Genomic DNA, 22,611 nt, shown 5'->3' on the forward strand with positions numbered 1-22,611 from the left:
CCGTATGCGACGACGAAGGCTGATTGTGCTCGTTATCGCCGTTGTCGCGGTAGTTGGGGCCGGCGCCTTCGCCGTCATCGCGTCGAACCGGATCAAGGGAAGCGCTGATGAGACGGCCGCCGCGTACTTCGCGGCCTGGCGCGAAGGCGACCTCGCGGCCATGGCGCGGCTGGTCTACAAGCCTCCCGAGGACTTCGCCGTACGGCATCGGCAGCTCAGCGAGGAGTTACATGTCGAGTCGCTCCAGCTCACCCCGGGCCCGCTGCGCGGCACTGGGGAGGAGAGCGCCGAGGTGCCGTTCACGGGGGTGCGGCAGCTTGCGGAGCTGGGCGCGTGGCCGTTCGACGGGGTCTTACACCTGGCCGTACGCGACCGCGCGTGGAAGGTCTTATGGACCCCCGAGACCCTGCACCCCATGCTCAAGGACGGCGTCACGCTGGAGCTGACCGAGATCGACCCCACCCCGGCCGAGCTGGTCACCAGCGAGGGCGACAAGATCCCCGTCGACAGCTACGCCGAGGCGTACCTCGAACCGCTCAGACCCGAGTTCGAGCAGGTCAACCACGGGTGGGCGCTGGTCGCCAAGACTCCAGGACGCCCCGACGTGCGGCTGCTGACCCGCGCGCCCAAGGCCGAGGTCGAACGCACCACGCTCTCCCGTCCCGTGCAGGCGGCGGCCGCGCGGGCGCTGGACGGCGTGGACGACTCCACCATGATCGTGATCCGGCCCAGCACCGGTGAGATCCTGGCGCTGGCCGACCGGCTGGAGGACGACTATAGCGCCGTGCGCGACGTCTTCCCGCCCGGCTCGGTGTTCAAGACCATCACCGCGGCGGCCCTGCTCAAGAGCGGGCTCGACCCGGCCGCCCAGGTGCCCTGCCCCGGCACGTACCAGATCCCCTTCCACAGCTCCTTCCGCAACGACGGCGCGGTGGACCGCGGCGTCGTCACCTTCACCGACGCGTTCGCGTACTCCTGCAACACCACGTTCGTCGAGCAGACCACGACCCGGCTGAAGAGCGCCGACCTGCGCGCGACGGCCGAGGAGTGGGGCTTCGGCCGCTCCATCGCCACCGGCATCGGCGGAAGCTGCGGCGCGGTGCCCGAGACCGGCGACCTCGACATGCTGGCCGCCGACGCCATCGGCCAGGGCGAGGTCGTCACCACCCCGCTCTGCATGGCCGCGCTCGCCGCCGCCGTCGAGAGCGGCACCTGGCGCTCGCCGCGCCTGCTGTCGAAGGAGCAGGTACGCCGCATCGACGGCATCCCGCACGGCGACGTCGTGATGGACCCCCGCGTGGTGGCGGCGCTGCGCGACATGATGGCCGCCGTCGTGGACCACGGGACGGCCAGCGGCATGGGACTCCCCGCGGACGTCTCGGGCAAGACCGGCACCGCCGAGGTGCCCGACGGGCCCTCGCACGCCTGGTTCATCGGGTTCCGCGATGACCTGGCCTTCTGCGTCTTCGTACGGCACGGCGGCTCGGGCAGGAACGCCGCCGTCCCCATCGCGGCCCGCTTCTTCAAGGGCCTCTAGCGTTCGCCGGGGCAGGAGCGTTCACCGGCCCGTGGCGCGAGATCGACATCACGCCCGATTCGCCGGGTTCGGGGATGTTTCTGACCAGTAACCTACGCTACCGTAGGTTTCATGACGACCATCACCGCCAAGCCCAGGCTGCGAGGCTGGTTGCACACCGGAGCGCTGCCCGTGACGCTGGTCGCCGGGTTCGTGCTCGTGGCGCTCGGCCCGACACTCCAGGCCAGGCTGGCCTCCGCCATCTACGCGATCACCTCGGCGTTGCTGTTCGGCATCTCCGCCACCTACCACCGCGGCACGCTCGGCCCCCGCCTGGCCGAGTTCCTGCGCCGCGTGGACCACGCGAACATCTACCTGATCATCGCCGGTACCTACACCCCGTTCGCGCTGCTCGCACTCGAAGGCACGCCCCAGGTGGCCGTGCTGTCGGTGATCTGGGGCGGCGCGCTGGCCGGCGTGCTGTTCCGGATCCTGTGGATGAACGCGCCCCGCTGGCTCTACACGCTCCTCTACCTGGCGCTCGGCTGGACGGCCGTGTTCGTCATGCCCCAGCTTCTCGACGGCGCGGGCGTGGCCGCCGTCGTGCTGGTCGCCATCGGCGGCGTCTTCTACTCCGCCGGCGCCATCGTGTACGGCCTGCGCCGCCCCGACCCCTCGCCCCGCTGGTTCGGCTTCCACGAGGTCTTCCACGCGTTCACGATCGCGGCGTACCTCGTGCAGTACATCGCGGTGTCGATCGTGGTCTACTCGCACGCCTAGCCTTCCGGTTTCCCCGCCCTGATCTGTGCTTTGTCCGTCCTGCCGCGTTCGCGCGGTTTAAGAGAAGCTGGCGCGCCCATAGGCATCCATGACACTTCTCAGGGGGAAGGACCTGTCATGGGCAAGAGAGCACGGGTCGTCGTCGTGGGCGCGGGCTTCGCCGGGCTGGCCGCGACACGCGAGCTGGCCAAGAGCGGCGCGCTGGTGACGCTCGTCGACCGCAACCCGTACGCGACCTTCCAGCCGCTGCTCTACCAGGTGGCCACCGCCGGGATGAGCACGTCGGATGTGTCCTACCCGACCCGCACGTACGCCGCCCGCTGGCCGAACGTGCGGGCCAGGCGCGCCTCGCTCAGCAAGATCCTGGCCGACGAGCGGCGGGTCGAGTTCGAGGACGGCACCTCGCTCGACTACGACTTCCTGGTGCTGGCCACCGGCGTGACCACCAACTGGCTCGGCGTGCCCGGCGCCAAGGAGAACGCGCTGCCGATCTACTCGCTCGGCGACGCGGCCGTGCTGCGCCGCAGGCTCCAGCACCAGCTTGAGGACACCGCCACGGGCCGCCGCGAGAGCATGCACGTCGTGGTGGTGGGCGCGGGCGCGACCGGCGTCGAGATGGCCGGCACGCTCGCCGAGCTGCGCCGCCACACGATCCCGCTGACCCATCCCGAGGTGCGGGCCGACCAGACCAGCGTGACGCTGGTCGAGCGGTTCGAGTACGTGCTCGCGCCGTACAAGCCGCGCCTGCGCGACGCGGCGGCCGAGGCGCTGCGCAGGCGCGGCGTGCGTCTGCGGCTCGGTGCCACCGTGGCCTCCGTCGAGCCCGACGCGGTGGTGCTGGCCGACGGCACCCGCCTGCCCAGCGACGTCACCGTCTGGGCGCTCGGCGTCACCGCGCCGCCCGAGGTCGGCTCGTGGGGGCTGCCGCAGGGCAAGGGCGGGCGGGTCACGCTCACCGAGGCGCTCAACCTGCCCGACCACCCGGAGATCTTCGTGGCCGGCGACCTGGCCGCGCCGCCCGACGCGCTTCCCCAGCTCGCCCAGCCCGCCATTCAGATGGGCAAGCACGTCGGCAAGCAGATCGCGGCGGCCTGGCGGGGACGGCCCCTGCGGCCGTTCTCCTACCGCGACCCGGGCATCATGGCGACCGTCGGCAAGGCGGAGGCCGTGCTCCAGCTCACCAACGGGTTCACCATGCGCGGCCTGCCCGCCTGGCTGGTGTGGATCTTCGTGCACGTGGCGTACCTGCTGGGCGACCGCAACCGCGCCGCCGTGCTGCTCAACTTCTTCTGGCGGTACGCCGGGCCGCACCGCAGCAGGGCCAGCGTCACCCAATAGCAGCGGCCTCCGCTCGCGCTCGGGAGACGCGCGTGGAGGCCGCTCGCAGGACCTGTGGGCCCTTGGGTGCCGCTAGAGGAGTGACGAGGGCACAGGGTGTGAAGAGGGCTTACAGGGCCTCGGAGAGCGCGGCGAGACCGAAGTCCACATCGGACTCGGGGATGTTGAGCGCCGGACGCAGGCGTACGGACCTGGGCCCGCACGGCAGCACCAGCACGCCGTGCTCCTCCCTGAGCCGCGTCACCAGATCGTCGCGGGCCGCCGCGTCGGGCAGGTCGAAGGCGAGCATGAGACCGCGGCCCCGGACGTTCGAGACGGTCTCAGGGTGCTCGGCCTCCAGCTTCGTGAGGCGTTCGAGGATGGTGGCGCCCAAAGTCCCGGCGCGCTCGATCAGGTTGTCCCGCTCGATGATCTCCAGCAGGCCGCGGCTGCGCACCATGTCCACGAGCCCGCCGCCCCAGGTGGAGTTGATGCGGCCGCTCACCTGGAACACGTTGTCGGGCACCTCGTCCACCCTGCGGCCCGCCATGATGCCGCCGACCTGCACCTTCTTGGCGAAGGCCACGATGTCGGGCTCAAGGCCGAGCTGCTGGTAGGCCCACGGCGTACCGGTGGTGCCGCCGCCGGTCTGCACCTCGTCCAGGATGAACAGCGCGTCGTACTGGTGGCACAGGTCCTGCATCGCGCGCAGGAACTCCGGCCGCATGTGGTTGTCTCCGCCTTCGCCCTGAATGGGCTCGGCTATGAAACACGCGATGTCGTGGGGGTGGCGCTCGAACGCCTCCCGCGCCTGCGCCAGCGCCCGCTCCTCGGCGGCCTCGACGTCGCCGAAGTGGATGGCGGGCACGTCGATGCGCGGCCAGTCGAACGTGGGGAAGCGGTCGGTCTTGCCGGGCTCGGTGTTGGTCAGGCTCAGCGTGTAGCCGCTGCGGCCGTGGAACGCCTTGGTCAGGTGCATGACCTTGGTGCCGAGGTCGCGAGAGCGCCCTGCGGCCTCGTTGCGGCGGCTCTTCCAGTCGAAGGCCGTCTTGAGCGCGTTCTCCACGGCGAGTGCGCCGCCCTCGACGAAGAACAGGTGCGGCAGCGCGGGGTCGCCCAGCACGCGGGTGAAGGTGTCGACGAAGTCGGCCAGGTGCTCGGTGTAGATGTCGGGGTTCGCCGGCTTGTTCCGCGCGACCTGGCCGAGGAGCTGCGCGAAGTCGGGGTCGAACGGGGGGTTCACGCCCAGCGGGGCCGAGGCGAAGAACGTGTAGAAGTCCAGATATCGGCGTCCGTCGCGGGCGTCTACCAGCCAGGAACCGCGGCTGAGCTCCAGGTCGAGCACGAGACGGTAGCCGTCGACGAGCAGGTGGCGGGCAAGGCGGGTGTGTACGTCCATGGCGCCTCCACAGCGGGTCTGACATTCCTCTTGAGGAACGCCGCTACGTAAACAAAATTTACGGCACTCGGGCGCCAGAAGTGAAGTTCTTCACGCGGAATGAGAGGGCGATCATGGCGATGCCGTACAGGATGGCGAAGGCGCCGATCAGCCACGCCAGGCTCAGCAGACCCGGACCCGGGCGGGCGAGCAGCAGCACGCCGAAGATCACGGACAGGGCGCCGCCGATGATGAGCAGCCACTCGTTGTCGATCTGCTTGCGCAGGTGGATGCCGGCCACGATCTCGGAGATGCCGGACACGATCGCCCAGACGCCGATGATGAGCAGCAGGGCGAGCGAGGTGATGCCGGGCCAGACCAGCGCGATGATGCCCGCCAGGATGCTGAGGATCCCGGAGATGATCAGCCACGCCCGTGACTGCGCGCCGTGGCGGAACCCGGCGAACAGCTCGGAGATGCCGCCGACGAGGGCGTACGCGCCGAAGAAGATGACCAGGACGAGCAGCGTGAGGCCGGGCCAGGCGAGCGCCAGGATGCCGAACACGACGGCCGCGAGCCCCCGCACCAGAATCAGCCACCACGACCGCGCGATATCCACCATGCTGGTCTGCTATCCGCCATACGCCCGCAAACAGACCAGTGACCGGTCAAAACTCACTGACCCACCCAGTTCGCCCGCCGAGGGCGCCTTTCCCCGCACGCGCGGCCGTGCGCCCGTCCTCCTTCTGCGGCCCCCGATGAGCGCCCGGCGGGAGGCGCGGCACGCGGCTCGCCCCGTTCCGGCAGGGGACGGCGCGTGTCCCGGCGCCTCTGGCCGCAGGTGACCCACGCCCCGCTGCGGGAGGGGCGCACCGCACCTGAGCGGGCGCCTGGTCGCTCACCCCGGAAACGGACGGGCGCGCCTGTGCGTTCGCCACTCCGCAAGCAGAGAGGCGCGTGTGCGCTCACCCTGGCCGGGGCGAGGTGCGTGCGCCCCTCCCACAGCGGGGCGTGGTCGTCTGTTTCGGGGCGTAGAGGGCACGGGCCGGTTCCGGGCGGTCGTATCCCGCCTGTCCCTGCTTCAGGGCGTGCGGGAGCGGCCGTCCTGGGTTCCGGGCGCGACCCCTTGGGGTCGCGCCCGCCTGCCCGGGGCAGGGCGGGGGAGGGGTGAGGTCCGGCGTTACTTCTTGCGGGACAGCCACAACCCGATGGCCGACACCCTTGAGTCGACGCCGAGTTTGGCGTAGATGCGGTTGACGTGGTTCTTGACCGTTTTCTCGCTGAGGAACAGCCTCTGGGCGATCTCCCCGTTGGACTGCCCCGTCGCGATCAGGTCCATGACCTCGGCCTCGCGTTTGCTCAGGGACGTGAACACGCTTTCAAACGCTGCGTCGTCGACTCTCATCCGGCCTCCGAGGGCGCGCGCGGACGGTAGATCGCCGATAACCCCCGTGCTCACGGCGTTGGCAGTAGACAGCGAGCATAACCCGCATTGTCACGATTTGGGGGTGTTGCCGGAAAAATCGGCCGGGCTCTTCACGTCCTGGCGCGAAGCGGCGAAGGTGAGACGCGGATCACAGCGACCGAACCGCCGGATGCGGACCTCATCGAGGGGCCGGGGAAGCCGGAAGCCTGGAAAAGAAGAAGGGCGAGGCCCGTACGCCAACCCGAGGCGCTGCCTCAGGCCGCGTGGTCGGAACCTCGCCCGCCTGGGGTGAGTGAAGGGACTTGAACCCTCGACATCCAGGACCACAACCTGGCGCTCTGCCAACTGAGCTACACCCACCACGGCCGCTCCCGGTGAAGCGGCACAGGAAAAGTGTAGCGGTGTTCGGGAGTCTTTACGCCACTCCTTTAGCCCGTGACACGCTCGGCGAGTGCTCTGGCGGTCGCCGAGTCGGGTCCCGGCTGGCCGACGAACACCGCCGCGCGGTAGTAGCGCAGCTCCCTGATGCTCTCCGTGATGTCCGCCAGAGCACGGTGTCCGCCCTGCTTTTCGGGCGCGGCGAAGTAGACCCGGGGGTACCACCGGCGCACCAGTTCCTTGATGGAGGAGACGTCCACCATCCGGTAGTGCAAATACGCATCGACCCCGGGCATGTCGCGGGCGATGAACGTACGGTCGGTGCCGATCGAGTTGCCGCACAGCGGAGCCTTCTTCGGCTCGGGCACGTGGCGGCGGATGTAGTCGAGCACCAGCGACTCCGCCTCGGACAACGTCACGCCGCCCGCCAGCTCGGGCAGCAGGCCCGAGGCCGTGTGCATCTCGCGTACGACGTCCGACATCTGCTCCAGTGACTCCGGCGGCGGCTTGATGACCACGTCGACGCCCTCGTCCAGTTGGTTCAGCTCGCTGTCGGTGATGACGCACGCCACCTCGACGAGCGCGTCGCGGCTCAGGTCGAGCCCGGTCATCTCGCAGTCGATCCAGACCAGCAAGTCACTCATTCGTTCTCCTCGCCCAGCGGCTCGGAGCAATCCGCCCGCTTGTTACAAGCACCAGCCTAGTGCCACCGGTCATGCGGGCCTGAGCGAGTCGAGAACCTCGTCGACCACGTCGGTGCCGAGATTGTCGGGGACGGAGACGTAGATGAGGGCCGGGCTCTGGCCCGTACCCCGGTCCATCAGCACGATCGCGCCGTTCTCCTTCTTCCACTTGTAGCCGTTGTCCTCGGCGACCTTCGTGAAGTCGAGCTGGAACTTCAGCACCCACGCCTGCTTGTCGCCGATCTTCATGGCCTTGTCGGAGACGACCTTGCTCTCGTGGGCGGGCGAGTAGTACTGGGTCGTGAAGTGGACGAAGACGGCCTTGGCGGTGTCGCTCATGCCGGAGACGCCGCTGTAGGGGTAGAGCTGGTTGAGCACGCCCGTGTAGACGTTGCCCACCCAGTCGGACCCGCCCTGGTAGTTCTCCTGTGAGGTCTTCTGTACCGCCGCGGAGAACTGCTGCTCCGTCGGGTTGCCGCTGTTGACGTGATTCCACTGCGGCACCGTCCAGCCGTCGGGCACCTCGAACGAGACGCCGGCGCGCGCGTCGATGATGCGCCCGTCGGACGGCTGCGGGAACTCGGCCTGCCCTGGCGGCTCCTGCGTGGGCGGTTCCTGGGTCGGAGGCTCCTCGGTCGGCCGCGAGTCGGTCGTCGGCCTCGGTGTCGGCGCGGCGGTCTGTGTGGAGGGGTCGCGGTTGATGAGGAAGACGGCGGCGACCACGATCAGCGCGAGCACCACCACGGCGGCGAGCCCGCCGAAGATCCACGGCATCGGATTGCGCTGCTTGGGCGGCGGCCCGTAGCCGGGGCCCGGCAGCGGCGCGCCGCCCCACGGCGCGGTGCCCGGCGGCTGCTGCTGCCCCGGCGCGCCGTAGGCGGACTGCCCGTACGTGGGCTGGCCGAACCGCATCGTCGGATTGGCCGGCGTCACCGTCCACCCGGGGCCGGTCTGGGACTGTCCCTGCGTCGGAGGCTGCGCGGGCGACTGGGGGCCGGAGGGCTGCTGGGCCGGACCGGGCTCGTGGGCGTGCGTGGCGTCCGTCCATTGGGTGCCGTCCCACCAGCGAAGCTGCGGCTCTCCGTAGGGGTCCGGGTACCAGCCCGCGGGGGTCTGCGTGGTCATGGTCGTCAGATTAGTGAGATCAGCACTTGTACGTGAAGCTGGCCTTGTCGCTGCGAACCGGGCCGGGGCTGAGGATGCGCAGCGTGGCCGTGGCCTTGACGTTGCTCTTGCCCTGCAGCGTCCACCGCAGCGGCAGCTCGTACGAGGTCCTGTCCGACTCGGTGCGCAGCGTGCCCGTGACGACCTCTTCGTCCAGGTTCTTGAGCCACTCGTACGTGATCTCGCCCGGCGCCCCGTTGGTGACGACCGTGCCCGTGATGAGCACGGAGCTGTCGCAGCCCTGCGTCTTCTTCGGCGCCGTCACGTCCACGGACTTGACGGCCAGGTCGGGTACGTTGCCCAGCCGGAGCCAGGCCAGCACCGCCCCCGACATGATGATCGCGAAGACCGCGCCGGCCGCCATCGTGCGCCACCGCCTGGCCCGCGCGGCCCGCCCCCGGCGCTGGGTGCGCACGGTGGACGCCTCGTCGCGGCCCGACCGCCAGATGCGCTCCACCGGCGTCTCAGGCCGCTGCGCCCGCGTGCCCACACCAGAGCCCGCACCGGAACCCGCGCCAGAGCCCGCACCGGAACCCGTACCGGAGGCCAGGCCGGAACCCATACCGGGACCGGCGCCGGCACCGGCAGCCACAGCCTGGCCGCCGCTCCCCGGAGCCTGCGCGGCCCCGATCCCGGGGCCGAAGTGGACGGGCGGCTGCGGAGACCGTCCCGGCACGTGCAGCAGCGTGACGATGTCGCCCTCGTCACGAGGCGCCGGTACGGGCGCGCCCGCCTGCGGCGACGCCTGCGCGAACGCCGACCGCCCGCGCGCCGCCCGCGCCAGCCCGTCCCTGCTGATCCGCCCGCCGGGCAGCGTGCGCCGCTCGTTGACCAGCAGGTCCCTGGCGGGTCCGATGCCCAGTGTGGTCGCGGTGGCAGCGGCCCGTTCGAACAGCTCGGCAGGTCCCGGCGCGCCGGGACCGAGGGAGGCCGCGAGTCCGCGGGCGAGCGACGCCCACCCGGCCGCGTCCCGCTCGGGCGGGGAGATCCGGGCGCGGATCGCGTCGGACAGCCCGCGCTCCGACAACAGCGACACGCCCTCGGCGGTGATCACCACCGTGCCGGGGTGCACGGAGCCGTGCGTGACCCCGGCCGCGTGCAGCGCCTGCAGTGTCTGCGCGGTCTCGATCAGCAGGGACGCGGCCCCGTTCGGGTCGATGGGCCCGGCGGCGAGCAGGTCGGCCAGCGTGGGGCTGACCGCCTGCGCGGTGAGCAGCCACACCTGTTCGCCCGCGGCCACCACGTCGGCCACGGGGATGAGCCCGTTCACCCCGGCCATCACGAGCCGCTGGTCGGTCATGACGGCCTGCACCACGCGGTCGCGCACCCCGGGCAGGCCGATGATCTTCGGGTCGAACAGCAGCGCCCCCGCCCTGCGGCCGTCGGGTGAGATGGCGTCGATCCAGTTGCCGAGCTCGGTCACCCACGTGTGCTCGGTGAATCGGAACCCGGCGATACCGTTCCCAGGGTTGTTCATCGCCGTTCGTGCCCCCCGGTGCCGTTCCACGCATCCGTCCCGCCCTGCGGCCCTTCACCGCAAGTGTGACGGTTGACGCGCGCGCCGTCACGGGGGAAGCCCGATCTGCGTCAGCGCGGGGTGCCGCTCCTGGCCGGCGTCTCGGCGGGAGGCGGCGATTCAGGGGACGTCCCGGCGGTCGGCGGCGATTCGGGGGACGTCCCGCCGGTCGGCGGCGACTCGGGAGACGTCCCGCCGGTCGGCGTCGGCCGCTCGGTGGGCGGGTCAGGCTCGCGCGGCGGGGTGAACGTCGGCGCGGGCTGGGTCGGCCGCGTGGGCGTCGGGTCGGGCTTGTCGGCCCTGGGCGGGTCGACGTCGCCGGTGATCTCCGGATCCGGCTCCTCGTCCTGCGTGCGGGTCGCGGTGGGGCTGTGGACCGGCGTCCTGGTCCTGATCGGCCGCCGCTGCCGCGTCCTTGTCGGGGTCGCCGTCGGCGTCCTGGCCGGCCGTACGGTGGGCCGCACCGGCCGCCTCGTCACCGCCGGGGTGGGCGTCGGCGTCGGCGTCTCCGAGACCGTGGGGGACTCCTCCTCGACCGGCTCGTCCGTCTCCTCCGGCAGGTCCGTCTCCTCCGGTACGGACTCCACCGGGTCGGGCGTGCCGGGCTCCGCCGAGGTCGGCGTGACCTCGGTGGTCTGGGCCTGGAGCACGGCCTCGGGCTGGCTGCTGATCATGAACACCACGGCGCTCACCAGCACGGCCACCAGCGCGGCACCCGCGATCGCGAACTTGACGGGCAGCTTGCCGAGCAGGCGCTTCTGCGGCTTCTGCTGCTGGGGCCGCTGCTCGGGGTAGTGCGTCTGCGCGAACGAGACGGTCGACTCGACGTCCGGATCCTCCTGGGGCGCGGCGGCGTAGACCGGCGCATGGGCGTCGGCCAGCGCGGCCAGGCGGTGCCGCCCGCGCTCCTCCCAGTCGGGCCCGTACGAGACCGCCGCGATCTCCTCCAGCGCCGCGAGGTACGCCTGCGCCGACGGCGGCCGGTCGGCCGCGTGCTTGGCCAGGCCGCGCTCGACGAGGCCGCGCAGCGGCTGGGGCACCTGCTCGAGCGGCGGTGCAGTGCTCTGGTGCTGGCGGACCAGGGGGGCGATGTCCTGGGCCATGAAGGGCCGGTGCCCGGTCAGGCACTCGTAGAAGGCGACGGTCGCGGCGTACATGTCGGTCGCGGGCCCGGCCGGCGCGCCCGACCACAGCTCGGGCGCCATGTACGGCGGTGTCCCCGCGGCGTTCGCCTCCTCGCCGACCCTGACCGCGATGCCGAAGTCGACGAGCTTGCTGGTGCCGTCGCGCAGCACCATGACGTTCTCGGGCTTGAAGTCGCGGTGCACGACGCCGATCGAGTGCGCCGCCGCCAGGCCGCGCAGCGAGCTCTTGAGCACGGCCAGCGCCGCCTCGGGCCCGGTCGGGCCCTCGGCCCTGATCAGCTCGCGCAGCGAGACGCCGTCGATCAGCTCCATGACGATCGCCGCGCCCTGGCCGGTCTCGACGTAGTCGTACAGCCTGGCGTGGTACGCGCTCTGCACCGTCGCGAGCAGCCGCGCCTCATGCCGGAACCTGGCGACGAACGAGACATCCGACCTCAGCTCGTCGCTGAGGTACTTGATCGCCACGTCGACGCCGTCGTAATCGCGCCTGGCGAGGACCACCCGGCCGCCGGCGCCCGAGCCGAGCTCGCGCACCTCGGTGTATCCAGGGACCCCCCAAGGCCCATCGCCGTACATTCGCGGTCTCCTCTGGAGTCTCTGGGCCCCCACCTGCATCAACAGGTCCGTAGCTTAACCAGATGCGAGCACTGTTCCGCTACCGAAATCACGACATGTGACGAAAATTCATAGGGATTGTGCTGCGGTTATCGCCGTGCGTGCCGTCGCGCACGCAGCGGGCGACGGCGCCGCGCGCCGCCGCCCATAGGCCCGTTCACCTGGGACGAGGCGCCTCGGAAGCGGTCTGCTCCGCGGGGGTCTTCGCCACCGGAGGCGGCTCCTCGGACGGGGTCTTCACGATCGGAGGATTTTCGCCGGCGTGCCGGGGAGGGGGAGCCCTGAGGATCGGGCTCGTCGTCCCGCGGGCAGGCCGGGGTGGTGCCCGTACGGGTGTCGGCGCCGCCCGCCGCGGCCGGGTCGGTGAGAGCGGTGATCGACCACCTGGTGCCGCAGGGCATCCTGGCCGGGAAGCGGAAGGCCCGGCTGTAGGAGGTGCCGCCCGATAGGGTGACCGTCCGCGAGTCGCGGCTTGCCCCGGCGGCGAACCTGACCGTCAGCCGCACCGGCTGCGTGCTCGCCGTGGTCACGCGGACCTGCGCCTGCACGCCGCCGTACACGCCCGCCTCCACGATGGCGACCCGCCGCACCTGCGCGGGGCAGGGCACCGAGGCGCGTGCGGTGGCCGTCCTGCCGCCCGCGGTCACCTGCACCGACAGCGTGGAGCCGCACGGGCGCGAGCGCAGCGCGAGGGTGAAGGCCCGGCTGTAGGAGGTACGCCCGGACAACTGGGCGGTACGCGTGCCGGCCGGCTCGCCGTCCACCGCGAACCCGGCCCGCACCGGGATCGCCCCCCTGCCGCTCGCCGTGACCTTGATCCGGGCCGTGGCGGTGCGGGCGGGCGCGGCGGGCAGGCCGAGCGAGACGTTCAGCGCGGTCACCCGGGCCGGGCAGGGCGGCACGGAAACCCTGGCCGTCCTCGGGCCGCCGAAGGCGGCGGGCGAGGTGGTGGCGGCCAGCGAGACGGTCGTGCCGCACGGCTGCTCGCCCATCCGCCAGGCCAGCGTGCGGGCGTAGAACCTGGCGCCGCTGAGGCGCACGCGCTCGGTCCGGCCGTCCGCGCCCGAGGCCGACCAGACGGCGGTGGCGGTGACGGGGCCCGTGCCGCTCGTCCGGAGGGTGAGCGTGCTGCGGGCCACCCCGTCGGAGCCCACCGTGATGCGGCCGAGCGTCAGGCCGAGCACGGAGGTGGCGGGCGGCGCGGGATCACCGGTGGCCGTGGGCCGGTCGGTGGGAGCGTCCGGTGTCCTGTCGCCGCCGGGTGCCGGGGTGGTGGTGCGCGGCTCGGCGGGGCGCAAGGTGGCCGGGCCTGGGCCGGTGGCGCTCTCCTCGGGGCGCGGCCGCTGCGACGGGCGCGTGCCCGGCGGGGTCTGCGGCTCGGCCTGCGGCGTGCCCTCCGGCTCCCCGCCGGACGGCTCGGGGCGTGCGGGCTCCGGCACGGCGGATACGGTGGCGGACTCGGGCACGGTGGATGGGGTGCCGGACTCGGGCACGGTGGATGGGGTGCCGGACTCGGGCACAGTGGATGGGGTGCCAGACTCGGGCTCGGGCGCGGTGGAGCGCGTGCCGGGCTCGGGCACGGTGATGTCGGAGCCGGACGGCTCGGGCTCGTCGGGCTCGGGGCTCGACGCGGCCTCAGGCGTCTCCCCGGCCCCGGAGGGTACGGCGGGCGGCGCCGCGATCTCGCTCGGCGGTGCGGCCACCGCCGCCGCCTCCTCGACCGGCGTCGGCCGGTTGATCAGCACGACCACCGCCACGGCCGCCGCGGCGGCGACCGCCCCGCCCATCGCCAGCTTGCGCGCGTTCGCCCGCATGCCGCGGAAGACGGTCCTGGCCAGCGACGTGGTCACCTCGGCGCCGGGCGTCTGCGGCTTGGGCAGCAGCAGCGCGAGCAGGGCGACGAGCGCGGCCAGCCGCCGCCTGCCGCGTTCCTCCCAGTCCTCCCCGTACGCCGCCCGCGCCGTGGCCTCGAGCTCGGCCACGAACTCCAGCGCGCTCGCCGGCCGCAGCGCCGGGTCCTTGGCCAGGCCGGCTCTGATCAGCCCGCGCACCGGCTCGGGGGCGTCCTGGACCGGCACGGGGGCGTGGAGGTGCTGGTAGCCCAGGACGACCGGCTCGGTCGAGCGGTAGGGCCGGTGCCCGGTCAGGCATTCGAAGAAGACGGCGGTGGCGGCGTACACGTCGGTGGCGGGCGAGGAGGGCCGCCCCTCCCACAGCTCCGGCGCCATGTACGGCGGCGTCCCCTCAGGACGGGAGGCGCTGCCCTGCCGGACCGCGATGCCGAAGTCGACGAGCTTGCTGAGCCCGTCGTCGCGGACGATCACGTTCTCCGGCTTGTAGTCGCGGTGCACGAGCCCCATCGCGTGCGCCCTGGCCAGCCCGAGCAGCGAGCCCTTCAGCACGACGAGCGCGGCCTCAGGCCCGGTGGTGCCGTTCTCGCGCAGCAGGGCGCGCAGGGAGACGCCGTTGACCAGCTCCATCACGATGGCGGCGCCGCGGGCGTCCTGGATGTACTCCAGCATCGTGGCGATGTGCGGGTCGCGCAGCGTGGTGAGCAGCCGCGCCTCCGACTGGAACCTGGCCAGCGCGGCCGGATCGCGCAGCAGCTTGCCGGACAGGTATTTGATCGCGACCTCGACCCCGGTGGCGTCGTGCACCGCCAGCGCGACGCGCCCGCTCGCACCCGCCCCGAGCTGCCTGATCTCCGTGTAACCCGGAGCGCTCCACTCCATATGCCTCTCCCATCAGGAGCCGGCCCACCTGATGAGACGCGTGATCAAGGAGTCGGGTTTTCCAGGTGGTTCCGGAATTTATGGAACTACTCCCGGTGGAGGATGTGAACAGGCGTGGCGATACCTTCTGGGAGCAGCGGATCCGGCTCGGGCTCGCCCCACGACGTGACCAGCGGCAGCACCCCGGCCCAGACCGGCAGCTCGTAGTCCTCCTCCTCGTCCTTCGGCCCGCCGCTGCGCATCTTCACCGACGCCTCCTCCAGCGACAGCGCCAGCACGGCCGTGGCGGCCAGCTCCTTGCGCGAGGGGCGGCGGGCGTAGTCCCACTGGCCGGGGGCCAGCCGCTCCGACAGCACGCGCAGGCCCTCCATGCGCTCGTCGTGATCCGCCACCAGCCGCGCCCGCCCGTAGATGATCGCCGAGCGGTAGTTGACGGAGTGGTTGAAGATCGAGCGCGCCAGCACGATGCCGTCGAGGTGGGTGACGGTGACGCACACCTCGTTGCCGTCGGCCGCGCGCAGCGAGGTCGCCCCGGTGGAGCCGTGCAGGTAGAGGGTCTCACCGGCGCGCCCGTAGCCGGTGGGGATCACCATCGGATGTCCGTTCACGATCACGCCGAGATGGCAGATCATGCCGGTGTCGAGTACCTCGTACAGGTCGTTCCTGTCGGTGCTGCCGCGCTCCTTCGAGCGTCCGAGCGTGGTACGCGCTGTGGTGGAGAGCATGATTCGACCGTAACGACGAAGTGGACCTACGCTGTAGGGCCACTATCGACCCCTTCGCAGAGACCACTTTCATGCGCACGCCCGTTGACCTGCCACTCTCCCTCTCCCGCGAGTCGGCCGAGCCGCTCACCGCCCAGCTCGCCGGGCGGCTGCGCCGCGCCATGCTCGACGGCGCGCTGGCCCCGGGGGAGCGGCTGCCGTCCACCCGGGCGCTGGCCGCGCAGCTCGGGGTGAGCAGGACGGTGGTGACGGAGGCGTACCAGCAGCTCTACGCCGAAGGCTGGCTGGAGGGCAGGCACGGCTCCGGCACCTTCGTGGCCGACCTCACCCCCGGCGGCGCGAGCGCGCGGCAGGAACCGAAGCGGGAGCGCCCCCGCGCGCCCGCCCCGCCGCAGCCGCCACCCGGCGCGATCGACCTCAGGGCGGGCGAGCCCTGGGTGCGCGACTACGACCACGCGGCATGGAAGCGCGCCTGGCGCAGGGCCGCCGACCTGCCGCCCGGCGCGTCGCCGGACCCGTACGGCCTGCCGCGCCTGCGCGAGCTGCTCGCCGAGCACCTCAGGCGGGCCAGGGGCGTGGTCGCCGGTCCGGAGAACGTCCTGGTCACCAGGGGCACCGGCAACGGGCTCGACCTGGTCGCCCGCGCCCTGCTCGGCCCCGGCACGAAGGCGGGAGTCGAGGACCCCGGCTACCCGACCGCGCGGACGATCTTCGCCTCCCGGGGCGCGGCGGTGGTCCCGTGCCGGGTGGACGAGGACGGCGTGATCGTCGACGGCCTGCCCGGCGACCTGCGCCTGCTCTACACCACACCGGCGCACCAGTACCCGCTCGGCGGCCGGCTGCCGATCCCGCGCAGGGAACGGCTGCTCGCCTGGGCACGGAGCACGGGCGCGACGATCGTGGAGGACGACTACGACGCCGAGTTCCGCTACGACGTGGCCCCGCTGCCCGCGCTGTACGGCCTCGACCCGGCCCGCGTGGTGCTGCTCGGCACGCTGTCGAAGACGCTCGCGCCCGACGTCGGCGTCGGCTGGCTGGTCGGCACGCCGGAGCTGCTCGCCGAGGTCGCCGCACTGCGCGAGGCGGTGGCCGACCGCACCAGCGGCCCCGTGCAGCAGGCCGTGGCGACCCTGATCGAGCGCGGTGACCTCGACCGCCACCTGCGCAGGATGCGCCTGGAGTACGCGCGCCGCCGCGCCGCCGTGGTCGAGCTGCTCGGCCCGGTCAGCCGCCTGCGCGGCGACACGGCCGGCCTGCACGTGGTCGCCGAGCTGCCGCCCGGCCTGGTGCCCGAGGTGATCGAGCGGGCGGCGCGGCGCGGGGTGCTGCTCGACTCCACCGCCCGGCACCACCACGGCGAGCCGCGCGTGCACGGCCTGGTCATCGGGTACGGCTCGGCGTCGCTGTCCGACGTGCGGCGCGGCTGCCGCATCCTGGCCGGCCTGATCCGCGAGGGTCTCGGCGGCTGAGCGGGTCAGTCGTACGGGCCGCGCGCGGCCGGCCTGATCTGCTAGCGTCCGGGCGGCCGAGCGGGTCAGTCGTGCGGGCCGCGCGCGGGCGGCCGCAACCGGCGCAGGACGGGCAGGGAGCGGTGCGCGTACAGCGGGTCCACGGGCAGTACGTGGCGGGCCCACCAGCGCGCCGGGCCCGGGTCGGGCGAGGGATCGACGAAGCCGGGGGCGTAGTCGTCGTACGGCGGGTCGTACAGGTAGCCGGTCGGCACGCCGTGCCGCTCCAGCTCGGCGATCGCCGCGTCACGATCCTCCACCAGCAGCGGCACCCGGAACAGCGGCCTGGACAGGTCGTCGAGCACGGCGGGCGCGACCGTGGGCAGCTCGGCCAGGCGTGCGACGCCCGCCACCCGGCGCGCACGCTCACGGCGTACCTTCTCCAGCCGCCTGGCCTGGTACCAGCGCACCACGGGGCCGCGGCGCATCCGGTAGGCGTGCTGGTCGGCGCGGACCCACGGGTCGAAGGGCGGCAGCAGCGGCACCTGCTCGAGCGCCTGTTTCAGCTCGGCGGCGGCCAGCGGGATGCGGTATCCCTCGCGTGGCTCCTCCATGCCGAGGCGGCGGGCGAGCATGAGCGCGGGGCGTACGAGATCGAGCCTGAGCGCCGCCTGGCGGGCCATGGAGGTGGCCACGCTCATCAGGTCGGCGCGCAGGGAGCCGCGGGTGAGCAGCGCGTCGCGGGCGCGGGCGAGCGCCTTGAGATCGGACTCGTGCTCGACGGCCAGCACGCCGCCCGAGCCCGCGCCCGGGTGCTTCGACAGGCTGAAGACCGCGGCCTGCCCGAACGTGCCGACCGGGCGGCCCCCGACGTCGGTCTCCATGGCGTGGGCGACGTCCTCGATGAGGATCTTCCCGGCGAGGGCGGGCGCGTCGTCGGGCAGGCCGTACAGGTTGGTCGTCAGTACGGCGTCCACCGAGGCGAGGTCGGCCCGCGAGGCGTCGATGTTGCCGTCACGGGGCGACAGCGGCGCGATCACCGGGCGCAGGCCGGCCGCGAGCACGAGGAACAGGATCTCGTCCGCCGAGATGGGTGACATCAGCAGCCGCTGGCCGGGCGCGCACCAATGGCGGAGTGCGAGATAAAGCCCCAGCCGGTTGGACGGAAGCGACAGACAGTAACGGTCTGTACGCTCTGCGATGCGTTTCACCCTTGTAGGACAGTACGCAGTCTCCCGTACGTTTTCAACGCTTTGTCGGCGGTTTTGAGCAGTATCGGGTTGGCCAGCACGGTCGCCCGGGTCTTGCGCACCGGCACCCGCATCAGCCAGTGGACGCCCGCCGCCACACCGGCCTTGGCCACCCGGCCCTCGGCGACCTCCAGCTCGCCGTTCTTGAGCTTGTCCTTGTACTCCTTCTGGCCCCTGCCCATGTCGATGATCTGGATGCCGTCGGCGGCGGCCCGCTCGGCCATCGCCAGGTGGTGGATGAGGCCGGGCGAGAACTTCGCGAACGCCGGGTCGTAGGCGGGGAACCAGCCGGCCAGCGTCGTACGCGTGCGCACCCCGAAATGCCCGGCCATCGGCCGGTCGTCGACATAGACCATGTCGAGCACCCCGGCGAAGCTCTCGGTCTGCGTGGCCAGCAGCCGCTCGACCAGCTCCACGATCCACTTGTGCGCGAACCTGTCGGTGCGCCCGGTGCGGCGGTACTGGTCGGTCTTCCAGCCGAGCAGCGTGCGCAGCGGCGCCAGGTCGGTGGTGGCGTACTCGTGGCGCAGCGGCCCCACCTCGCGTTGCAGCTTGCGCGACTTGGCCAAAGTCGACTTGTACGTCTTGCCGGAGTTCTTGCGCAGCGTCTCCGTGTACGGCTCCCAGCCGTCGCGCAGATCGATGATCGGCGAGGGATGCCGCTCGGCCCGCGCGTTGACCAGCGGCTGGCTGGAGACCAGGTGGTCGAACTCGTAGACGGAAAGGCCGCACTCCCTGATCAGGCGCAGCGGGTCGATCTCGACGTCCTTGGCGTACACGAGGCCCTGGGCGTCGGTCAGGCCCGCCGCCACCGGTTTGCCGATGCCGAGCGGATGTCGTTCGAACGGGAAGAACCCCACGATCTCCTGGCCGTCGTAGATGACGGCGACACGGACCACATCCCGAAGCTCACCCACAGTGAGCGTGAATTCGGGGGAGAGGAACGGGTTGTCGAAGGCGGCGTCCGCTTCCTGCAGAGCACGCCATCGGCTCACTTCCGGCTGACCCAGTTCACGAGGCAGAGCAAGGGTGACGCGCATGGGCTCCTACTGTCGGACATGCACTCGCTATCCAGCTTGTGGCCAGGGGTGTATACCCAGAGTAAAGGATCTCGCCACCCCGACATCGCCGCAGGTCCGGAACGTTACAAGATTCCCAGCTAGCGCTCAGGACCGAATGACGTTCTAATGTGGGGTCATGACCGAATCTGGGAGCGTGCCCGGCATCGACCACCCCCGTCTGGTCGCCTGGATGGGCCGACACGTGCCCGACGCCGGTGAGCCCGGCGCCGTCTCGCTGATCTCGGGTGGGAAGTCCAACCTCACCTACCTGGTCGAGGCCGAGGGCCGCCGGCTGGTGCTGCGCAGGCCACCGCTCGGTCACGTGCTTCCGACCGCTCACGACATGCGCCGCGAGTGGCGGGTCATCTCGGCGCTCGCGCCGACGCCCGTCCCGGTGCCGGAGCCGGTCGCGTTCTGCGCCGACGAGGACGTCATCGGCGCGCCGTTCTACCTCATGGGGTACGTCGAGGGCGCCGCCGTACGCACCCGCGAGGAGCTCGGCGACCCGTCGCCCGAGCGCGCGCGGCGGCTGTCGGAGCGGCTGGCCGAGGTGCTCGCCGCCATCCACGCCGTGGACTACCGCGAGGTGGGGCTCGGCGACTTCGGCCGGCCGGAGGGCTACCTCGCCAGGCAGCTCGACCGCTGGTGCCAGCAGTGGGAGCGCTCGAAGACCGCCGACCTGCCCGACTACTACCGCCTGGTCGAGCGGCTGCGCGAACGGCTGCCCGCCGAGGCGCCCGGCACGCTCGTGCACGGCGACTACCGGCTGGACAACACCCTGCTGCGGCTCGACGACCTGCGGATCGCGGCGGTGGTCGACTGGGAGATGTCCACGCTCGGCGACCCGCTGGCCGACCTGGGGCTCACGCTGACGTACTGGTACGACAGGGACGACGAGGAGCGGGCGCGCATCCCGGTGGCCGGAGACGTGACGGCCGCGCCGGGTTTCCTGAGCGCGGCCGAGTTCGCCGCGCACTACGCCAAGGTGTCCGGACGCGAGATCTCCGACCTCGGCTTCTACGTGGCGTTCGGCAACTTCAAGCTCGCCGTGATCGTGGAGGGTATCCACGCCCGCTTCCGCCAGGGTAAGACCGTGGGTGAGGGATTCGACCGCATCGGTGCGGCCGTGCCCACGCTGATCGCCCGCGCGCACCGCATGCTCGACCAGCACTGACCGCCTCGAAGTCCGGCAAGGAGCGTCATGAGCACTGTTGCACTGATCACCGGAGCGGCGAGCGGCATCGGAGCCGCGGTCGCGCGGCGCCTGGCGTCGGGCGGCGTCCGATGCGTCCTCGTCGACGTCGACGCCCAGGGCGTGGAGCGCGTGGCCAAGGAGGTGGACGGCGCCTGGCTGGCCGCCGACGTCAGCCGGGAGGAGGCGTCGCGTGAGGCCGTCGCGCTGGCCGAGCGCCGCTTCGGCCGGCTCGACCTCGTGCACCTCAACGCCGGCATCACCGGCCGGGTGGACTTCGCGGACTTCGACGCCGCGCGCTACCGCAAGGTGGTCGGGGTCAACGTGGACGGCGTGGCGTTCGGCGTGGCGGCCAGCGTGCCGCTGCTGCGCCGCTCCGGCGGCGGCGCCATCGTGGCCACCGCGTCGCTCGCCGGGCTCGTCGGCTACTCCGCCGACCCCGTCTACACGATGACCAAGCACGCCGTGGTGGGCCTGGTGCGGGCGCTGGCCGAGCCGCTCGCGGCACAGAACATCCGCATCGCCGCCGTCTGCCCCGGCTTCACCGACACGCCGCTCGTGGCCGAGGCGCGCAAGGTGTTCGCCGACGCCGGCTTCCCGCTGCTCACCGCCGACGACGTGGCCGCCGCCGTTGAGAGCGCCTTCTACACCGACACCCCGGGCACGCTCCTCGTCGTGCAGCCGGGCCGGCAGCCCGTGCCGTACCGGTACGCGGGCGTGCCGGGCCCCGCGAGCGGCCAGCGGCCGCCGAATGTCGGGTGATGACCTGATCCGCACGGGTCGGCGCACTACTTTGAGAGGGCCGGGTATCGCTACCCGGCCCTCGTCGGTCTTCAGACCTTGTAGGTTCAGGATTCTCCCGCTTTACAACCTTGCGAGGATGAGGAGCGTTCAGTGATTCCGACCGACGGCCGGCACGCGCGCAGACGATCGCCGTGGCCGCTCGCGCTCGGGGCGGGCGTGCTCGCGGTGGTGCTGGTGGCAGGCATCATGATCTACGCCTCCATCCGCACCAAGGCCCGCGGCGAGTTCAGTGGCGGCGAGGTCGCCACCGCCATGCCCACCCAGCCGGCTCCCACGCTCGAGCCGCCGCCCGCGCTCGACAACTGGCCGCGCTGGGGCGTCACCCACACCCAGTTCAGCGCGGACAACGAGCCCGAACACGTCGCCGACCAGGCCAGGGGCATGCTCGGCCGGGTGCCGATGCTGCAGAACCAGCACATCATGGGCTGGGGCGTGGGCAACCCCGAGCCCAGCCCCGGGCAGTTCAACTTCCGCGACCTCGACCGGCGGCTGACGTTCATGGCGTCCTCGCGAGCGATCCCGGTCATCACGCTCTGCTGCGCCCCCGACTGGATGAAGGGCGGGCAGGCCGGGCGTACCGACTGGAGCAAGAACCACACGGTCGCACCCGAGAAGGAGCACTTCGACGACTTCGCCAAGCTGGCCGCGCGGGTGGCCGAGCAGTACCCGACGGTCAAGCACTACATGGTGTGGAACGAGTTCAAGGGCTTCTGGAACGCCGACACCAACCGGTGGGACGCCGAGGGCTACACCGAGATGTACAACAAGGTCTACGACGCCCTGAAGCGGGTGGATCCGGAGATCAAGGTCGGCGGCCCCTACATGTCGATCGGGACCACCGCGGCGGGCGGCGCGTCGGAGCTGAGCGGGCCCTGGGGCACCGTCGACCAGCGGGCGCTGGACGCCATCGAATACTGGATCGAGCACAAGAAGGGCGCCGACTTCATCGTGGTGGACGGCGCCACCATGACCACCGACCAGGGCAACGTGCCCGACGACTTCGGCGCGCTCGGCAAGTTCAGCGCGATCACCAACTGGCTGCGGCAGAAGAGCGGCGACATGCCCGTGTGGTGGGCCGAGTGGTACGTCGAGCCGGAGAACTCCGGCTGGAGCGAGGAGAAGCGCACGGCCGTGCAGGCGGCCGCCCTGATGGAGTTCGTCAAGAGCGGCGTCACCACCGCCCTCTACTGGAACCCGCAGCAGGACGGCGAAGGCGAGTGCCCCGGCTGTCTGTGGCGGCCCAAGGTCGGCGGCGAGATGCCGATGGCGGGGCTGCTGAGCGGCTTCACCCGATGGTTCCCCGCCGGGGTGCGCGTCGAGGAGGTCGGCAGCTCCGACCCGAGGATCAGGGCGATCGGGCAGGAGCAGCAGCTCGTCATGGTCAACACCAGCGACCAGGACGTCACGGCCACCGTGGACGGGCGGCAGGTCACGCTCCGGCCGTACGAGATCAAGTGGTCGGGACGCGGCGGCGCCTGATC

The 22,611-nt window shown here is 71.8% G+C and carries 18 protein-coding genes and 1 tRNA gene; 7 read left to right on the top strand and 12 right to left on the bottom strand.

Annotated features, from left to right (window positions below):
* Window positions 1-4: 4 nt before the first annotated feature.
* From WBK31_RS01945 to WBK31_RS01955, 3 genes are all read left to right on the top strand, one after another.
* Window positions 5-1,537: a penicillin-binding transpeptidase domain-containing protein gene (locus WBK31_RS01945; protein ID WP_406674236.1), complete on the top strand. Its 1,533-nt coding sequence runs from the start codon at window positions 5-7 to the stop codon at window positions 1,535-1,537.
* Between the two features lie 111 nt (window positions 1,538-1,648).
* Window positions 1,649-2,296 (top strand): hemolysin III family protein, encoded by a 648-nt coding sequence (locus WBK31_RS01950; protein WP_364058477.1) that lies wholly within the window; start codon window positions 1,649-1,651, stop codon window positions 2,294-2,296.
* 117 nt (window positions 2,297-2,413) lie between these two features.
* Window positions 2,414-3,634: an NAD(P)/FAD-dependent oxidoreductase gene (locus tag WBK31_RS01955; RefSeq protein ID WP_364058475.1), complete on the top strand. Its 1,221-nt coding sequence runs from the start codon at window positions 2,414-2,416 to the stop codon at window positions 3,632-3,634.
* Between the two features lie 109 nt (window positions 3,635-3,743).
* Here the strand turns inward: WBK31_RS01955 and lat are convergent, their stop codons facing one another.
* The 10 genes from lat to WBK31_RS02005 form a co-directional block, all read right to left on the bottom strand.
* The gene (gene lat / locus WBK31_RS01960; protein WP_364058473.1) at window positions 3,744-5,012 is read right to left on the bottom strand and encodes an L-lysine 6-transaminase; all 1,269 of its coding nucleotides are present in this window, start codon (window positions 5,010-5,012) and stop codon (window positions 3,744-3,746) included.
* 58 nt (window positions 5,013-5,070) lie between these two features.
* Entirely contained in the window at window positions 5,071-5,613 is a 543-nt protein-coding gene (locus WBK31_RS01965; RefSeq protein WP_364058470.1) for an HdeD family acid-resistance protein, read from the bottom strand.
* 558 nt (window positions 5,614-6,171) lie between these two features.
* Window positions 6,172-6,366, bottom strand: a complete 195-nt coding sequence (locus tag WBK31_RS01970; protein WP_378784907.1) for a LuxR C-terminal-related transcriptional regulator — start codon at window positions 6,364-6,366, stop codon at window positions 6,172-6,174.
* A gap of 335 nt (window positions 6,367-6,701) precedes the next feature.
* Window positions 6,702-6,777 (bottom strand) — tRNA-His (locus WBK31_RS01975).
* A gap of 68 nt (window positions 6,778-6,845) precedes the next feature.
* On the bottom strand, window positions 6,846-7,439 hold the full coding sequence (orn, locus tag WBK31_RS01980; RefSeq protein ID WP_364058467.1) for an oligoribonuclease: 594 nt from the start codon (window positions 7,437-7,439) through the stop codon (window positions 6,846-6,848).
* Between the two features lie 69 nt (window positions 7,440-7,508).
* A complete protein-coding gene (locus tag WBK31_RS01985; RefSeq protein WP_364058464.1) occupies window positions 7,509-8,603 on the bottom strand; it encodes a DUF2510 domain-containing protein in 1,095 nt (364 codons plus the stop codon).
* Window positions 8,604-8,622: 19 nt separating this feature from the next.
* Window positions 8,623-10,119, bottom strand: coding sequence for a hypothetical protein (locus tag WBK31_RS01990; protein ID WP_364058461.1), 1,497 nt, complete (start codon window positions 10,117-10,119; stop codon window positions 8,623-8,625).
* A 110-nt stretch (window positions 10,120-10,229) separates the two neighbouring features.
* Window positions 10,230-11,879, bottom strand: a complete 1,650-nt coding sequence (locus WBK31_RS01995) for a protein kinase domain-containing protein (RefSeq protein WP_406674237.1) — start codon at window positions 11,877-11,879, stop codon at window positions 10,230-10,232.
* Window positions 11,880-12,007: 128 nt separating this feature from the next.
* On the bottom strand, window positions 12,008-14,650 hold the full coding sequence (locus WBK31_RS02000; RefSeq protein WP_406674238.1) for a protein kinase domain-containing protein: 2,643 nt from the start codon (window positions 14,648-14,650) through the stop codon (window positions 12,008-12,010).
* 86 nt (window positions 14,651-14,736) lie between these two features.
* Entirely contained in the window at window positions 14,737-15,375 is a 639-nt protein-coding gene (locus WBK31_RS02005) for a pyridoxamine 5'-phosphate oxidase family protein (protein WP_364058452.1), read from the bottom strand.
* Between the two features lie 71 nt (window positions 15,376-15,446).
* Here WBK31_RS02005 and WBK31_RS02010 point away from each other — a divergent pair, with 71 nt between their 5' ends.
* Entirely contained in the window at window positions 15,447-16,844 is a 1,398-nt protein-coding gene (locus WBK31_RS02010; protein ID WP_406674239.1) for a PLP-dependent aminotransferase family protein, read from the top strand.
* Between the two features lie 65 nt (window positions 16,845-16,909).
* Here the strand turns inward: WBK31_RS02010 and WBK31_RS02015 are convergent, their stop codons facing one another.
* Complete coding sequence (locus WBK31_RS02015) at window positions 16,910-18,034, bottom strand: DegT/DnrJ/EryC1/StrS family aminotransferase (RefSeq protein WP_406674240.1); 1,125 nt, start codon at window positions 18,032-18,034, stop codon at window positions 16,910-16,912.
* A complete protein-coding gene (locus WBK31_RS02020; protein ID WP_364058443.1) occupies window positions 18,031-18,972 on the bottom strand; it encodes a GNAT family N-acetyltransferase in 942 nt (313 codons plus the stop codon). The genes WBK31_RS02015 and WBK31_RS02020 overlap by 4 nt, the downstream gene beginning before the upstream one ends.
* A 298-nt stretch (window positions 18,973-19,270) precedes the next feature.
* Here WBK31_RS02020 and WBK31_RS02025 point away from each other — a divergent pair, with 298 nt between their 5' ends.
* The 3 genes from WBK31_RS02025 to WBK31_RS02035 all read left to right on the top strand — a co-directional run bounded on the left by WBK31_RS02025 (window position 19,271) and on the right by WBK31_RS02035 (window position 22,609).
* Window positions 19,271-20,308: a phosphotransferase family protein gene (locus WBK31_RS02025; RefSeq protein WP_364058440.1), complete on the top strand. Its 1,038-nt coding sequence runs from the start codon at window positions 19,271-19,273 to the stop codon at window positions 20,306-20,308.
* A gap of 27 nt (window positions 20,309-20,335) precedes the next feature.
* Window positions 20,336-21,088 (top strand): SDR family oxidoreductase, encoded by a 753-nt coding sequence (locus WBK31_RS02030; RefSeq protein WP_364058437.1) that lies wholly within the window; start codon window positions 20,336-20,338, stop codon window positions 21,086-21,088.
* Between the two features lie 132 nt (window positions 21,089-21,220).
* On the top strand, window positions 21,221-22,609 hold the full coding sequence (locus WBK31_RS02035) for a GH39 family glycosyl hydrolase (protein WP_364058434.1): 1,389 nt from the start codon (window positions 21,221-21,223) through the stop codon (window positions 22,607-22,609).
* The last annotated feature ends 2 nt before the right edge of the window (window positions 22,610-22,611 follow it).

The sequence above is a fragment of the Nonomuraea sp. N2-4H genome (assembly GCF_045291505.1).
In the GTDB taxonomy this organism is placed as follows: Bacteria; Actinomycetota; Actinomycetes; order Streptosporangiales; family Streptosporangiaceae; genus Nonomuraea; species Nonomuraea fastidiosa.